The 16774-nt window shown below is 58.1% G+C and carries 9 protein-coding genes, 1 tRNA gene and 1 pseudogene; 7 read left to right on the top strand and 4 right to left on the bottom strand.

Going from position 1 to position 16774, the window contains the following annotated elements; translation table 11 throughout:
• The first annotated feature begins 684 nt into the window (after window positions 1–684).
• The 3 genes from H3U89_RS01305 (at window position 685) to H3U89_RS01295 (ending at window position 4431) form a co-directional block, all read left to right on the top strand.
• Window positions 685–2103 carry an AbiH family protein gene (locus tag H3U89_RS01305; protein ID WP_332467299.1) on the top strand — a complete coding sequence of 473 codons (1419 nt, stop codon included), beginning with the start codon at window positions 685–687 and terminating at the stop codon, window positions 2101–2103.
• A 734-nt stretch (window positions 2104–2837) separates the two neighbouring features.
• On the top strand, window positions 2838–3074 hold the full coding sequence (locus tag H3U89_RS08340) for a DNA topoisomerase (RefSeq protein ID WP_198178919.1): 237 nt from the start codon (window positions 2838–2840) through the stop codon (window positions 3072–3074).
• Window positions 3075–3678: 604 nt separating this feature from the next.
• On the top strand, window positions 3679–4431 hold the full coding sequence (locus tag H3U89_RS01295; protein ID WP_232345404.1) for a Fic family protein: 753 nt from the start codon (window positions 3679–3681) through the stop codon (window positions 4429–4431).
• A 311-nt stretch (window positions 4432–4742) separates the two neighbouring features.
• Here the strand turns inward: H3U89_RS01295 and H3U89_RS01290 are convergent.
• Window positions 4743–4815 (bottom strand) — tRNA-Arg (locus H3U89_RS01290).
• Window positions 4816–5023: 208 nt separating this feature from the next.
• On the opposite strand from H3U89_RS01290, the gene H3U89_RS01285 reads away from it, so the two are divergent.
• Complete coding sequence (locus tag H3U89_RS01285) at window positions 5024–6049, top strand: endonuclease/exonuclease/phosphatase family protein (protein ID WP_232345402.1); 1026 nt, start codon at window positions 5024–5026, stop codon at window positions 6047–6049.
• A 6-nt stretch (window positions 6050–6055) separates the two neighbouring features.
• On the opposite strand, the gene H3U89_RS01280 is transcribed toward H3U89_RS01285, so the two are convergent.
• Entirely contained in the window at window positions 6056–6379 is a 324-nt protein-coding gene (locus tag H3U89_RS01280; RefSeq protein ID WP_198178923.1) for an exodeoxyribonuclease VII small subunit, read from the bottom strand.
• Between the two features lie 95 nt (window positions 6380–6474).
• Window positions 6475–7761, bottom strand: a complete 1287-nt coding sequence (gene xseA / locus H3U89_RS01275) for an exodeoxyribonuclease VII large subunit (protein ID WP_415873554.1) — start codon at window positions 7759–7761, stop codon at window positions 6475–6477.
• Between the two features lie 565 nt (window positions 7762–8326).
• Between xseA and H3U89_RS01270 the strand changes: the two are divergent.
• Both H3U89_RS01270 and H3U89_RS01265 read left to right on the top strand, forming a co-directional pair.
• Window positions 8327–11872, top strand: a pseudogene (locus tag H3U89_RS01270) (acyl-CoA dehydratase activase-related protein); the annotation flags it as partial.
• A 1930-nt stretch (window positions 11873–13802) separates the two neighbouring features.
• Window positions 13803–14447 carry a sugar O-acetyltransferase gene (locus tag H3U89_RS01265; protein WP_198178929.1) on the top strand — a complete coding sequence of 215 codons (645 nt, stop codon included), beginning with the start codon at window positions 13803–13805 and terminating at the stop codon, window positions 14445–14447.
• A gap of 60 nt (window positions 14448–14507) precedes the next feature.
• Here H3U89_RS01265 and H3U89_RS01260 read toward each other — a convergent pair whose 3' ends face one another.
• Window positions 14508–15125, bottom strand: coding sequence for a TetR/AcrR family transcriptional regulator (locus H3U89_RS01260; RefSeq protein WP_198178931.1), 618 nt, complete (start codon window positions 15123–15125; stop codon window positions 14508–14510).
• A 296-nt stretch (window positions 15126–15421) separates the two neighbouring features.
• On the opposite strand from H3U89_RS01260, the gene H3U89_RS01255 reads away from it, so the two are divergent.
• Complete coding sequence (locus H3U89_RS01255; RefSeq protein WP_198178933.1) at window positions 15422–16756, top strand: MFS transporter; 1335 nt, start codon at window positions 15422–15424, stop codon at window positions 16754–16756.
• Window positions 16757–16774: the final 18 nt, after the last annotated feature.

The following is a 16774-nucleotide window of genomic DNA, read 5'->3' as shown; positions in this document are numbered from 1 at the left end:
GTGCATATTTGCGCAGACTCGTCAGTCATGTGCGAATATGCAACTCTTTATTATCCTGAATATTTACTTCGTTGGCAAATATAGGGTGCTTCGGATGCGATTCGAGCACTTTTCTTCTTGGTTACTTCTGATTGGTTTTGGACTTGCGACGTGTCTTGGAGGTTCGCTGGGTTTCTGGCCGATGGGGCGTTTTTGGGTATCCCGTCATAAGTTTTGGTGTCCTCCCTTGTCTGATTCCGATTCTGTTACGGCTTTTAGGTTGTGTCTTTCATGGTTTTGTTGCTTAGTGGTAGTGGGCAGTAGGTGAATGAAAGGTGAGCAAGAGGCATCATACTTGCAACGCGTGGGTGAGCGTCTTCTTGAAATGGGGCAAGAATGACTGGGTGATTGCATAGCTGGCTGATAACCTAGTCCCGTCGATCAAAGCAAGCGGTCAGCAGTAGTTCGTTCCTGACTGAGGCCTATGCTTGGCTGGAAACGGATTAAACAACTGGAGTAACAAAGGACGGATCTGGGCAGCAGAATACAAAAGTTGGACAGATCTGTATGATCAGGCTGTGATAAAACGGCGACCTGAATTAGGTAGATCGTATGCTGCCATTGAAGATGTTCGCCTGTTTATGTATGAAGACTATTGACCACCAGTCATCGTATCTTGATGCCTGCTAGAGCAGTGGTTTGGGGATGCTCTCAGAGATGTGTGTGGAAGGGAATCGGAGGCTCTTTTCAATCATTAAACGTATAGTTGGATTTGCGGTGGTGAGGCTGTACAAGGAAGGAATTATCTTGTCGTGCGATAGACAGTTGTTAATCCTTGGGAATGGTTTTGACCTCCAATGTGGGTTGAAGTCGAGCTTCAAAGATTTTATGCAAACTAGACAGGCCGTGTTCTTCAAAACACGTGGTATGGTTGCGTCTTCACCTACTCCACCCAAAACAGGTTACATGGATGCGGCACACAACCAAAAAGTAAGAGGTAATTCCCCAGCGTATTGGTATCGGTATAACGGATTGACGATTTGGGACTTCATCCTCTACGAGGATCAGCAACAACGGGCATGGTATGACATCGAGGAATGTATAAGAAAATGGGTCGATTGCCGGTCGAACCCCAAAAACCCTCAGTATGTACCACCTATACAGCAAGTGCACTCGGACTATCTGAAATACAGGCAATCGCATCAGCATCAAGATTTTTGGAAACAATGGGAGCGGAGGTATAATCCAGAAATTTCCAAAGAAACGGAAAATGTCATCCTGACCTACGCGCAGGATTTCTATCTATGTGATGAAGGAATCGGAGGGCTTTTCCATGAATTCATGGATGAGCTCCATCAATACGAGCAAGCATTTGCCACATACCTCAAAGAACAACAAACGCAAAACAAGGACTATTTCAGCTCGGCCACTAATTTGCTCTTGAATTTGGTTAATGATCAGATGTCTAGTCCAGTCCTCAGAGCCAATCCTCTCCGGTGGACGTATACATCACACCCAGAATCAATCGGCATACTGAATTTCAATTACACAGATCCGCTAAATACTAATTGGGGAGGCAAACCGGACGCTCTCAACATCCACGGCTTGGCAAGCCAGGGGGACATCATCTTTGGCATTGATGGAGCGAACCTGAGTGAAGGGCAGAACCACTATGCGGATACCGTAAAATTCACCAAGACATACCGTCTCATGGCGTTCAGCAGTCACTCTCACCGATCCTTGGTCCGCCCGTACCTTCCTAATTCAACAGAGGGTGCGACAGACATGATCAAGTTCTTCGGCCATTCTCTGGGCGACGCGGATTACTCGTACTTCCAGGCCATTTTCGACGAAGTGAACCTCTATGAAAGCAACACGCACCTGATTTTCTACTATAACGCGAACCGCAGTAACGATAAGGAGAAGGGGGCGGCAGAAAAGACAAAGGACAAGGCGCAGCAGGAGATGTTCGAGAAGGTCAACCGTCTCATAACTACCTACGGGCGGACCTTGGACAACGAGGATCACGGCAAGAATCTTTTGCACAAGCTACTGCTGGAGGGCAGGCTGACCATCAAGCAGGCCCCCATAGACTTTAACCCGGCGTATTGGGAATACGACTGAAGACGCCGCATCCCCTCATAGGTAGGGACTCTGAAGGACCAGCATGGGATTCAGCACCATTTGCAAGAGAGCTAGAAGCTCTTGGTCTTGCACGGATTCGTGCACCTGTGGTAGATGTATTCGAGGCACCTGATAATCTGTGCCATTGTATCGTCTTTCCAACTGGTGTCGGCCGATGTCATACTGCCTCCCGATAATGCCTGGGTGTCTCGTAGGTGCTCGAGGAGGGATTCTCAGCGTTCCGCCGTCAATCGGACCTGTGACCCCACAGTTAGACTAGGCACTCGTATGGATCATTGTTCCACCCCTCAACGGCAGCATGGACCTCGTTATCCGCCAGGCTTGCGGGCATGCATACGTGCCATCGGCCGTGATGGAACCTTGTCGTAACGTACACCTATACACTCCTGCCGGGTGACAATGAAGCCCCCAGCACCAAGGAGATGACATCCAACGTCAGCACGATTTAATCATGGCCGAGCAGTATGTCACGCCACCCCTTCTTTTTGCTCTTATTTCGCTACTTACCCGATCCAGTTTCTTACCCGATCCAGTTTCATGTCGACGATCACCGCATGCGGGATGATCCTTTTTCATCTGGTTCCTTCCTCGGCAACATTTTGCATACGACACTGAATGTTACGGAAAGATGCGCGGATAGGTGGACGTGTGTCTTCACGCTCATCAGCACACTGGACACTCCTAGTGAGGTGTAACCGGTCCTCGCTGCGGTCATGTCCGCGGGCTTCGACGTCGAGGACGTCCGACACGCACGAGAAAAGGGAACAAGCCAAGGTTTGTACGACCTGACAGGTCTGTATAAAGGCATGAACAGGACCATGGGCATGACGACCTCCGCCACACTTCAGACTATGCAATCCTTGTGCGAAGCCGAACTCGTCACCTACCCGCGAACCGATAGCCGATGCACCACCCATGACGACACAGTTGGGTTGAGGTTACTGGCGTGACTCGGAATCTCGTCGACGGTTTCACCGGACACTGGCCCGTAGCTACCGAACCGAAGTACGTCGTGGATGACCGGGAGAAAGAGGGAGACAGCGTCATCCTGTCCACGGCCAACTTCGATAAGAACCATGTCGACCGCTTTTGCAGGACCCCGAGTTGGTTATCGTCAAGGTTGGATGAGGAGGCTGGCAATCCCCGATGTGTACGACTGCACCACCGGCACAGCACACATACTGGGGTGGGAGGCATCGTCTCACCGCCACTGCTGGCATCTCTCTGGTCATGCCTTTAGCCGTGGAACGGCACTGGGAGATGGAGGGCAATCGGTACGGATGATTCAAAGAGTCAGGAACTCATGCGCACGCGTGTGGAGATCCACTGCATCGGCTGTAACGTCAACAGAGCGCCAACCTCGTCAATGCCAGATTCTGCGTTGATCCGAACCAGGCCGCCAACATGGCGGCGTTTTTAGCTGCGGCGAGGACCTGCTCGCTAGGGTCAATGCCTTGATAGGAACTTCGGTTGGAATCCGGGCGAGAACAGCATATTCGGTACACGCTCGGTATGAGAGAATCTTAAGCAGAACAAGAACGGAAGGAAACGCACATGAGCGAGTACGAATCGCTGAGCACCAAACAACTTGCCGGGCTCTTGTACTCCATGGGCCGCACCTTTGATGGACTGCAGTCGACCTTCATGGCTACTGAAGAGTTCCTGCGTACGGGCAACCCCCAAGTTGTCAATTCCAAGGCTGACTACAACCTTCTGCTTGATTTGCGACAGGCTGCAGAGTACACCCTGCACTATGACTATGTGCGCAAGCCAATCGACCTGGCGTACGTAAAATCTATCAATGCGCAGATGACAAGGACCGCTGCCATGGAACCCGGCAAGCTGCGCGACGAACGCACTCCCGTCATGGTCAACACCCCTTTGGGAAGGTACGAGCCGCCCGTACCTGATCCTGTCGCTATCGCATCTCTGATAAAAAGCACCGTTAGGGGAGCAGCTGAGGAGGATATTCTGAAAGATGCGGTGCGTCTTTTCGTTGGCTTAGCAAAAATGCAGCCATTTGGTGACGGCAATAAGAGGACCGCGCTGCTCGCCGGCAATGGGTTGCTGATCGGGCACGGTGACCGGTATTTGCTCACTGTGCCTACAAGTGATAAGGACAGAACCTGGTTCAACCGGGAATTGGCCGCTTATTACCTCAACAATGATCAGACGATCATTCGCCACTTGGCCGAGTGGAACAGGCAGCAGGCACTGCAGGCCGAGCAGAAAGAGAATCGGGACGACGTGCCGTCCTCTTTTCCCCAACAGACTCGCGGAACTCAGATGGATAGCCCTACTCTGTAGCGTCTTCTTACTTTCGGTTTGGGAAGGTCAAACGAGCATAACGATCAGCACATGGTGTGAATCAGCCCGTGCCCGATTGACCGCTCTGACTTCGATGGACTGCCCGGCATCTGCATTCAGCCGGACCGCGTATAAGCTCGACTAACGGTACCGACACCTAATCCGCGACGGGCCACCCATGCCAATGTACATGTGTGGAAGCAGGCAGCGGGGGTTACTTAAGGCGACGCGTCAGAATACATAAGCCATAGGGTTGGGAAACTATTGCAGAGAGTAAAGCCTGGTACTTCCTTATTTCTGAACTTTCAGGGTGCCCCGGATGCGATTCGAACGCACGACACCTTCTTTAGGAGAGAAGTGCTCTATCCCCTGAGCTACCGGGGCAACGGAAACTACTGTACCACGAGGTGGGACTTGGGCAGGTCGCTGGTGTGGGGGCCAAGGGAAGGCCTTGGGACCGTGCTCTTCCTGGAGAAGTTGGCCCCCTATCCCTGCTCGCCATGCGGTCATGGTTTACAATTGCTCAACGGCCGAGCTGACTGTGCATTCCTCACAACGGGACCGGGTCGGCGATGATTTGCTGGAGGAGACCATGGCGAGATTCAGACAGTCCTTCCTGGTGAAGCATGTCTTTGGGTGGACGGCCAGGCTGCTGGCGTTGGTCAGCTTGCTGGCTCTGGCGGCGCGTGCCTGCCCGGCATGGCTGTCAACGATCCCATACCTGCCGGACCTGGCCGCGCTGACGCCCTGGTTCATCCTCTTGGGTCTGCTGGCCCTGGTCCTGGCTCTCATGGCTTCACGATGGTTCACGGCTTTGGTGCTTATCGCCGCCTTGGCCCTGAATGTCTACTGGCAGTACCCCTTCTACCAGGAGGGTTCCGAGCTCAATGGGAAAGCCGATCAGCTCATGGCCCTTGGGCATCCCGACCGGTACGACGATGTGGCCCGGGTCATGACGCTGAACGTCTACAAGGGTCGGGCCGATGCCGATCAGGTGGTCAAGACCGTCAGCGACAACAGGGTCGAGGTGCTTGCTCTGCAGGAAATCAGCGAGGATTTTGTGGACCGTCTGCACAAGGCCGGTATCGACCGCTACCTACCGCACGAGCAGCTTTCCACATCCTCGAAGGAATATGCCAACGGCCTTTGGACGGCCGCGCCAATGCAGTCGCCCTCAAAGGACGACGTGGGTTCCCGCTCCTCCATGATGCCGGCGGCCAGCATCGACTTCGGCAGGGGCAAGACCAGCGTCAGATTCGTCTCGGTCCATACCACCTCGCCGCAACCGGGCAGTTGGAACGCCTGGCGACGCAGCGTGTCCGACCTGGGGAAACTGCGAAAGCACGAGCACACGCGATACGTGCTGATGGGCGACTTCAACGCCACCTATGATCATGCCGTTTTCCGAGACATGCTGGGGGAGCGGTTTAGTGATGGGGCACGTCAGGCCGGGCATGGCATGAGCATGACCTGGCCGGCCGACAGGGCCCCCTTGCCCAGGTTGGCAGCCATCGATCATGTTGTGGTGGACCGTGACATCAGGGTCAATCGGCTGCAGGCCGTACCCATAGCGGGCTCGGATCATGCGGCCCTGCTGGCCACGGTGATGGTGGAGTAGGGGACTTCAGGCATCCAGATTGGACTGGGTGCCGGCCTGGGCTCCGGCGCTGGCCTGCTCCTGCTGGGCTGCATCAAGCTTGGCCCGCACCTGGCCCAGCAGCTCCTGGGCACGCTTGGCGAGGGCCTCGCCAATTTCCCACTGACGCATGGAGGCATCCAGGTCCAGGCCGCCGGCCTCCAGTGCCTGAACCGCCTGGATCAGCTGATCCCGGGCCTGCTCATAGGGCAGTTTGGCGATGGTCTCGCGTTCCTTCTGGCTCAGGGCCGAAGCCAGTACCGGCTCTTCCTTGCCCTGCTCCTTGGTCTGCGCCTCGTCGGTGTCGCTCATGCCTGCTCCTCTTCTTATCTGGTGCGTTATCAAATTTTTAATTAATAAGGATGATTATCGCTGATGATTATATGTGGCTGACCGCGTAGGATCGGTCACTGCCCGCTGACGACCCTGGTCTCGATCCGGCCTTCTTTGACGGTCAGGGTCAGATCCTGACCGGTATGGACCTGCTGGGGACTGACGACCACCTTCCCGTCCAGGGTCTGCACGACTGCGTATCCGCGGTCCAGCGTGGACTGGGGAGAGAGGGCGGTCAGCGAGGACTGGAGCTTCTCCACGGTCAGGGAGGCGTCGTCCACGATTCGCCGAAGGGCGATGTCCAGGCGAACCAGGGACTCATCGACCAGCCGCTGGGGCTTGTCCAGCATGGTCTGCGGCTTGGTCAGGCTGGGGCGGTTGGCGTATCCCTCAATCAGCCGTGTCTCGCCTTCGACCATATTCTCGATGCGCGCGTTTATGCGCATCCGGGCCTCTTGGATGATACCCTCCTGCTCGACCAGGTCGGGTACCACCCGCTTGGCTGCGTCGGTGGGGGTTGAGGCGCGCAGATCCGCCGCCAGGTCTATCAGGGTCCAGTCGTCCTCGTGGCCGATGGCCGAGACGATGGGGGTGACGCAGGCTGCCGTGGCCCGGACCACGGACTCGTCCGAGAAGCCCAGCAGGTCCTCGAAGCTGCCGCCGCCCCTGGCCACGATGATCACATCCACAGCAGGATCAGCATCCAGCTTCTGGATGGCTTCGACCACCTCGGGCGGGCACTGAGGACCCTGGACGTGGGCGTGCACCACGGAGAATTCGATGGTGGGCCAGCGCAGGCGGGCGTTGGTGATCACGTCCCCCTCGGCTCTGGCCTTGGGTGCACAGATCAGGCCAATGCGTCGGGGAAACTCAGGCAGGGGAACCTTGTTTTCTGCATCGAAGAGGCCCTCCCCCCTGAGCTTGCGCCTGAGCTGGTCGATCTGCTCTTTCAGGTCGCCGGTGCCCACACGCTTGATCCGGTCGGCCATGAAGCTCAGACGGGTCTGTTTGATCCACAGGTCGGGCCGCCCGTGCACCACCACCCGGTCGCCCTGGCGGAATTCCCTGGCCTGGGTGGCGAAGGCGCGGAAGCCCATGACGTTGATGGAGATGTCCTCGAAGTTGTCGCGCAGGGTCAGGTATGCCGAACCGGTCCGGCGGGTGTTGATCTCCACGATCTGACCCTCCACCCAGGCTCCGGGCCAGCGGGCCACTGCGTCGTGGTACTTCTGGCTGAGCACACTGACCGGCCAGGGATCTTCCTCGGTGGTATCTCGTGCCAGGCGGGGCAGCTGATCCAAGGGCCTGGGGGCCAGTCCGGATGGGGCTGAGCCAGTCGACGCACCCATCGACCCGCGCATGTTCGAACCCATGTATGCTCGCACCTGATGCCTCCTGACCATCGGTTCCGCCAGCCTGACCAACTCATCCGGCATAGCCCGTACAGGATGGTATGCGGGTTGGTCAGCGAAGGAAACGTCCTCTCAGGGTCTCTCAATACGGGGACAATCCCATGTCTCTGCCGGTCTGCTGCAGGCCCTCTGCTGATTGTTTTTTGAGCCGATTTCGCCGAGGGCACAGTGGCATTTCTCCCGTTTGCAAGGAGGCTGGATTGAGGTCAAAGTGTGAAGGAGAGGGGTTGGAACAACGCCTTGCTGCACCTGCCCTCGTCTGCGGCTTGCCTGCACCAGAGGCGGTTTTGCTGGTGGCTGTGTCATAGGTGGCTGTGTCATAGGAGACAGTCTTGTTTCCCTGGATCGCGGAAGTTATTCACGCTCTGGCGGTAGCATAAATAAAGTAAGCCGGATATGATGTGGTGTCTGCTTTCCGAGCCCATCATGCGGCGGTCTCACGGATTGAGGTTGTTTCATGTCTGATGGCGTCGACATAGCGGGTCGATATAAGGGCACAGGACCGCGGGATCTCCTGCGTGTGGGTTTGGACATTGGTTCCACCACAGTCAAGGCCGTGGTTCTTGGCACAGGAGACAGGCTGGATCAGGCGCTTTTCAGCGACTATCGCCGCCACCACGCCAATGTGCGACAGTGCGTGGCGGAACTGGTCACCGACATCAGGCTTTCCCTGTCAAGGGTTGGCCTGGCCGGCAATCCCATCAGCCTGGTGATCACCGGCTCGGGCGGGTTGGAGCTTGCCAGCCAGCTTCAGGCTGAGTTTGCCCAGGAGGTCATCGCCGAGACCGAGGCCATCAACGCCACTTATCCCGAAGGGGATGTGATCATCGAGCTGGGCGGCGAGGATGCCAAGATCACCTATCTGAAGCCCACCCCGGAGCAGCGAATGAACGGATCCTGCGCAGGCGGGACCGGAGCCTTCATTGACCAGATGGCCACCCTGCTCAATACCGATGCTTCCGGCCTGAACGATATGGCATCCAAATACAAGACCATTTATCCCATCGCCTCGCGTTGCGGGGTCTTCGCCAAGTCCGACCTGCAGCCCCTGATCAACGACGGAGCCGCCAAGGAGGATCTGGCTGCATCCATCTTCAACGCCGTAGCCACACAGACCATTTCAGGTCTTGCCTGCGGACGTCCCATCCGCGGCAACGTGATCTTTTTGGGTGGGCCCCTCTTCTTTATGAGTGAGCTGAGGGAAGCCTTCAAGCGGATCCTCCAGGACAGGGTCAGCCGCTACATCATTCCCGAGAACGCGCACCTCTATGTGGCCTATGGCGCCGCCATCATGGCTGGCCGCCACGACCAGGACGACCAGGACAAGGCCGCGCAGGTCAAGACCGACTACTCGCCAGAGACCGATGTAAACGACCCCTTCGGCCCGGCCTGGGGGCTGGACCAGGCTGAAGTCGACAAGGCGAGGTCCGAGAAGGCTTCGAACCTGGACAAGATGGCTCTGCAGGATGCCATGCAGGATGGCCGCACCACCACCTTGGTGGACGGTGGGAACAAGGTTCCGGCGGCTGAGGCCGCCACGGATGCCAGCCGAAATCAGGACATGAACTTTGATCTGACTTCCTTGGATGGTGTCCTCTCCGCCCTGAAGGGCCTGGAGAACATGCCTTCCACGGCCAGAACGATACGGCCGCTCTTCCTGGACGAAGACGAGCGCAAGGAGTTCAATGACCGGCATGGTGCCCAGGTCATCCCCACCGGGGATCTGTCCGGAGCCGAGGGGCCGCATTTCCTGGGCATCGATGCGGGCAGCACCACCATCAAGGCCGTCCTGATCAACGATGACAAGACCATCGTCTGGTCCACCTACGGAGTGCATAAGGACAGCCCGCTGATCGCCGCTGCCAACATCGTCAAGGAGGTCAGGAAGTCCCTGCCGGAGGGCGCCTACATCGCCCGTGCCTGCGCAACCGGATATGGTGAGGGTCTGGTCAAGGCTGGTCTGCATGTTGACGAGGGTGTGGTCGAGACCATGGCCCACTACCGGGCCGCCGAGGAGATCAGCCCCGGCGTCACCTCGGTCATCGACATCGGCGGGCAGGATATGAAGTACATCGCCGTCAACGACGGGGTCATCGATTCGATTTGTGTCAATGAGGCCTGCTCGGCAGGCTGCGGGTCCTTCCTGCAGACCTTCGCCCAGTCCATGGGCATCAGCATCCAGGAGTTCACCAAGCAGGCGCTGGCCTCCGAGGCCCCGACCGATCTGGGCTCCCGCTGCACGGTCTTCATGAACTCCTCGGTCAAGCAGGCTCAGAAGGAGGGCGCCTCCCCGGAGGACATCGCCGCCGGGCTCTGCTACTCGGTGGTCAGGAACGCCCTCTACAAGGTCATCAAGCTGCGTGACGCCAACGCCCTGGGGCCGGTGGTCGTGGTCCAGGGAGGCACCTTCCTCAACGATGCCGTTCTGCGGGCCTTCGAACTCCTGACCGGCCGCAAGGTGACCAGGCCCAACATCGCCGGGCTCATGGGAGCCTACGGCGCCGCGCTGACGGCCCGCATGCACTGCCCGCAGAATGAAGAGGTCGAGGATATCGTCGCGGCAAGCTCTCACGTGGTCGACGGGGCGAAGTCCGTGGGCAGCACGCCGACCACGCCCAACAGGGCTCCGACTTCCACCCGGTCAAAGGTGTCACCGGTCGCCGTCAACAAGATTGCCTCCAAGAACGACCAGGGCTTCAAGACGACCCTGCCCGACCTGAAGGTGCGGGACGGCCATGTGGTCAGCTCCATCCTGGCGGGGGATGATCTGGACAACCTCTCCATGACCACGACCCACGATGTCTGCAAGCTCTGCCAAAACCACTGCAAGCTGACCATCACCGAATTCGAGGACGGCGGTCGCTATGTCACCGGGAACCGCTGCGAACGTGGCGGAGACAAGAACAGGAAGCGCTCCGACCGTCCCAACCTCTACGACTTCAAGTACAAGCGGGCCTTCGCCTACCGTCGTCTGACCCCCGACAAGGCCACCAGGGGCGATATCGGCATTCCCCGTGTGCTCAACATGTATGAGGACTACCCCTTCTGGTTCACCCTGCTGACCTCATTGGGCTTCCGGGTCATGATCTCCGGGCGTTCCAACCATGAGCTCTTCGAGAGCGGGATGGAGTCCATCGCCTCCGAGAACATCTGCTACCCGGCCAAGCTGGTCCACGGGCACATCCACTCCCTGGTCGACAAGGGCATCAAGACCATCTTCTACCCCTGCGTCACCTATGAGCAGGAACTGGTTCCCGATACGGACAACCACTACAACTGCCCCATCGTGGCCAACTACCCGGTGGTGATCGAGGCCAACATGGCCGAGCTCAAGGAGAACGGCGTCCGCTTCATGAGGCCCTACTTCAACCTGTCCAACAAGGAGAAGATGGTCGAGCGGATCGTCAAGGTCTTCGACTGGGCCAAGGTCAGCGAGGAGGAGGCCCGGACCGCTGTCCAGGAGGCCTACCGTGAGGATGCCCGGTTCAAGGAGGATGTCCGCCAGGAGGGGCTTCGTGCCCTGGCCTACATGCAGGAGTATGGAGTCAAGGGCGTGGTCCTGTCGGGACGCCCCTACCATGTGGACCCCGAGGTCAACCACGGCATTCCCGAGACCATCTGCTCCCTGGGCATGGCCGTGCTTTCAGAGGATTCGATCTGCGAGCTGGACGTGCATAAACTGCCCAAGCTGAGCGACTATATCATTCCGGCGGCGGGGGAGCGGGCCCTGGCTTCAAACAACCCCACGGCCGCCAAGTTCAGGAAGACCGTGCCGGGATTCGGCGATGATCATCAGAAGATGCCTCTGAGGGTGACCGACCAGTGGGCCTACCACTCCAGGCTCTACTCGGCAGCCAGGTTCGTCTCCGAGTATCCAGACCTGCAGCTGGTCCAGCTGGTCAGTTTCGGATGCGGCGTGGACGCCATCACCACCGACCAGGTCCAGGAGATCCTCGCCGATAAGGGCGATGTCTACACGCAGCTGAAGATCGACGAGGTCTCCAACCTGGGTGCGGCCAAGATCCGTCTGCGCTCGCTGAAGGCCGCCATGGACGAACGCCATCAGCGGGATCTGGCCCAGGGGGACAGCGAAGACCAGAAGGAAGCCTCCCTTATGGAGCAGGCGCCTGCTAAGGTCGCGGTCGAGGATGCTGCCCCGTTGCCTGACCTTGTTCGGGTGGAGGATTCATCCGATTCTCACGAATCTCAAGAGTCTGCCAGCGATAGTGAAGCGGCGGGAGTGAATGCGTCCGACAAGTCGAAATCCGATGGATTCCGGCCCACCAACGCGCAGAAGATCAACCTCTCCCGGCGCAAGGCCGACATTGTGGCTCTGGCACGGTTCGTGGCCCTGCACGATAAGAGCGATCAGGGTCTGATAGGTCTTCATCCCATGGGCATCAGGCCCATCCGGGAGACCATGGCATCAAGGCAACAGGAGCCGGAAGCCGACAACAAGGGCAAGGATGTCCAGGCCAGCGGGGCTGCCGCCAAGCCGACCCTGTCCAAGTACGCCACAGAGCATCGCTTCACCAAGGAGATGGGGCACAAATTCACAGTGGTGGCACCACAGATGTCCCCAGTGCACTTCTCCCTTCTGGAGGCGGTCTTCTCCAGCGCCGACTACCACTTCGAGCTCCTGAAGCATGCCACGGTCGAAGACATCAACACCGGCGTCAAGTACGTCAACAACGATGCCTGCTTCCCTGCCATCATCGTGGTGGGGCAGCTGGTCAACGCCTTCCTGTCCGGCAGGTTCGACCCGCACAAGTGTGCGGTCATCGTCACCCAGACCGGCGGCATGTGCAGGGCCACCAACTACTACGGCCTTCTGCGCAAGGCCATGGCTGATGCAGGCTATGGCTACGTCCCGATCATCACCCTCAGCGTTCAAGGATTCCGGGCCAATCCCGGCCTTCAGGTAACCCCGGCTTTGCTGCACCGCGCCGTCAAGGCCTTCTACCTGGGCGATGCCATGATCGAGTGCCTGCTCAGGGTCCGTCCCTACGAGCAGGAGCCCGGCTCGGCCAACAGGCTCTACAAGCTCTGGGACACGATCTGCAAGGAGACCATTGAGCACCACGGGTACTCCAGGACCGCAAAGAAGGTCTATGGCCACGGCTATCTGCCCTATGGCACACTGATGAAGCGGATGATCCGGGCCTTCGACCAGCTGCCTCTGCGCAATATTCCCCGCAAGCCGCGAGTTGGCGTAGTCGGGGAGATCCTGGTCAAGTACCATCCCGATGCCAACAACCACGTGGTCGACCTGATTGAGAGCCAGGGCTGCGAGGCCGTGCTCCCCGGAGTCTGCGACTTCATGGTCAACGGCATCTCCAACGCCGAATGGAACGAGGAGATGCTGGGCACCGGCGGCCAGGTGGGTGTCAAGAAGATCGTCCTCAAGGCTGCGGATGTCTACCGTGCCCCCATGATCGCCGGCTTCAAGGCCTCCCATGGAAAGTTCGACATTCCCGCCCACATCAGCGAATTGAGGGACAAGGCCGCATCGGTCACCTCCCTGGGTGTTCAGGCGGGAGAGGGTTGGCTCCTGACCGGCGAGATCATCGAGCTGATCCAGTCCGGTGCCCCCAACATCGTGTGTGCACAGCCCTTTGCCTGCCTGCCCAACCATGTGACCGGACGCGGCATGTTCGGCAAGATCCGCAGGACCTATCCCGAGGCCAACATCGTCTCGATCGACTACGACCCCGGCGCTTCGGAGGCCAACCAGCTCAACAGGATCAAGCTGATGATCGCCGCTGCCAAGAAGCCGGGCGACCAGCAAAAACTCAACCAGGACCACAAGGCAGCCATGGAATCCCAGCCGGCGGAATCGACCGGCCTGGATGCGGGGCAGGCAGCACCCGTCCAGGACGAGGAGAAGGTTCTGGAGAGCCTGTAGCCGCCAGGCCGAGGCCGGTGTTCGGAACCAACGCGCCGGCCTCGGAATTGCTGAACCACGAGGATCAAGGAAAGAGGGGGTTCCCATGACCAGCCGAGAGCAGATCAAGGCTCTGCTGGACACCGACCAGATCTATATTGCCGATACACCCGAAATGAAGCAGGTCCAGGACGCTCAGCAGGACCTGGTCTTCGAGTTCAACGCCTGCCGTCCCAGCCAGGTGGAGAAAAAGCAGGGCCTCTGCAAGAAGATGTTCGGTTCATTCGGCCAAGGCAGTTGGATCGAAGGACCGGTGCGGGCCAACTGGGCCTGCAACACTTACTGGGGGAGCAAATGCTACGCCAACTTCAACCTGGTTCTGGTTGACGACGGACGCGTTGACATAGGCGACCACACCATGTTCGGTCCCAATGTCACCATCGTCACCACCGGGCACACCATTCGCCCCGATATACGAGCCTATGGAACGCCCCAGTTCACGGTTCCGGTCAGCATCGGCAGGAATGTGTGGATCGGAGCAGGCGCCATCATCATGCCGGGAGTGACCATCGGAGACAACACGGTCATCGGGGCGGGGTCCCTGGTCACCAAGGGCATCCACTCCGATGTGGTCGCCTACGGCCACCCCTGCAAGGTCGTCCGTCCAATCAATGACCACGATTATGAATACTTCTGGAGGGATCGCCGGTATCAGGCGCCTTATGATGCCAGGCCCTTCAGGATGGACTAGTCGGGCTGGCCGGTGCCCGGTATCACTTTGTCGGCTTGACTCCTGCGGTCGTGGGTTTGATCAGCAGTACCCATCCCAGAGTGGGGAGGGGAAGATCAGCGCCTTGAACCGGTTCCATTCCCGGATGTAGTCGATTTTCGGCTCACGCAGCAGCCGTATCTGTATGCCGTCCATGACTTCCAGACTCATTCTCACCTTGCCTGGCATGTCTGCCGCCCACTCTATGCCATCAGGAAGCAGCCAGGGGAATTTGGAATAGTGCTCCCAGACCTCTGTCGGCCTGCGGATGAAGTAATCGTGCAAGGGATGGTTGGTGGAGATGGCCTCGGTTTCCAGGACCGTATATAGCTGGGTGAGTTCGGGCCGCCCCGCGTTGTGGGCGACCAGATAGTCGAAATAGGCCGGAAGATGCGGATGATCGGGTTCGGACCCGGGCAGGCCTGTCTGCATGAATTCCTCCGGGGTGCCATTGGCATCGTAGATATCCGTGACCAGGAGGGATAGCAACCCTTCCTTGCTGCCCACATAATGGAGGACGCCCGGCTGTGACATCCCCACCATGTCAGCGACATCTTTGAGAGATATGCCGTTGTATCCATGTTGGCTGATGAGATGGGCGGCGGCTTGTGTGATTTCCGCCCGTCTCACCTCCGGTGATTTTCTGGTTCGGCTCGCCATTGTCTAGTCTTGCGGCTCCTTTTGCTGTCCCTGAGCGCCTGGGTGCTGTCGGTCTTTTGATACTCATGGTACATGGGGCCGGATTCATAACAGTGACGCCGTAGGCTCGACAGGGTCTCGACTCGGTAGGGTATTGGACAAGGAAGTCCTTGTCGTTCGCGAATCCGCGCTGGATGATTGATTTGACAAATATATCGAATGCCTGTTAGATATGTGATTATCTAATGGTTGGTAGATATGGTTGTCTGCCACACATTGGACGTGTCAGAGAAGACTAGTTGAAAGAGGTCGACACCATGAGCGACTCAACAACCCCTGCATCGGACGATTCTGAACTTCTGCAGGCGCATAAGGCTGCCCTTGCTGCAGCACAGAGTGATCCACTATTATCGCCTGAGACTGGTAGACCGGTTCCTAAGAAGACCCTGTTTCGGTTTGGTGCGAGCTTCCTGGCTTTCGGCATTCTGTGGATGTCGGGCTTGGGAATCGTCAGCGTCGTGTTGCTTCCCGAACATTTCAAGCTGGTCCCCGGCATCGCTCCCGAGGCGTTGATGGGCATAGTCAATGCTTGCACGGCCGTGGCTTCACTGGTCTCCAATCTGCTCTTCGGCAACTTCTCAGATCGCAGCCGCTCCCGGTACGGGCGTCGAACTCCATGGATTCTTGGTGGTGCAGTCCTTGGTGGTGTAACCCTGTTCCTGACGGGCATGACCACCAACCCCGTTCTGCTGACTATTGTGTATTGCCTCTGCATGTTCGGACTGAACTGCATGATCGCCCCTATGGTGGCCATTCTGTCCGACCGCGTGCCATCCGGTGTGCGCGGGACCCTGTCCGCCTTCTACGGGGCAGGCTCCACCATCGGTTCACCCATCGGTTCTCTGATCGGTGCCGCCCTGGTGACCCATATGTTCACTGGCTTCGTTCTCGCCGGCGTACTCATGTTCCTGGGTGGTGTTGTGGCCGTTCTGATCATGCCCAGGGAAGGCTCGGCTGCTTACCTGCCCAAGGATGAGGGCACCCTCATGGACGTGCTCAAGTCTTTCCGGCCTCCGCGCTTCCATGGAGCCCACGACTTCTATAAGGCCTTCGTCGGAAGACTCTGCATGCTGCTGAGCTATCAGATGATCTCCGCCTATCAGCTCTACATCATCGAAAAGTATGTGGGCCAAACCGTAACACAGGCAGCTGCAACCATTTCGGTCATGTCCGTCATCACCATGGTCGTTTCCCTGCTGGGCTCGTTGGTCTCGGGGCCCGTTTCCGACCTGATCGGGCGGCGCAAGGTGCCGGTGGTCATCGCCTCCGTCCTCTTTGCCATCGGCATCGCCATGCCCTGGATCAGCCCCACGGTCATGGGCATGTACCTATACGCCGGCATCGCCGGGTTCGGTTACGGGGTCTATTCGTCCGTCGACCAGGCGCTCAACGTCGATGTCCTGCCCAGCAAGGAGGAGGCCGGCAAGGATCTTGGCATCCTGAACCTGGCCACCACACTGGGACAAATGGCCGGTCCTCTGGTCATGTCTTTCATCACCCTGAACTGGGGTTATGCGGCGGCTTTCCCCACGGCCATCGTTTTTGCCCTGTTGGGATGCGTCTTTATCCTGATGATCAGAAACGTCAAGTGATCCTGGCCTCTACGGTCA

This window comes from Bifidobacterium sp. W8104 (assembly GCF_016100735.1).
Classification (GTDB): Bacteria; Actinomycetota; Actinomycetes; order Actinomycetales; family Bifidobacteriaceae; genus Bombiscardovia; species Bombiscardovia choladohabitans.
Note: the sequence above shows the minus strand (reverse complement) of the source record. Positions and strands in the feature narration are given on the sequence as shown.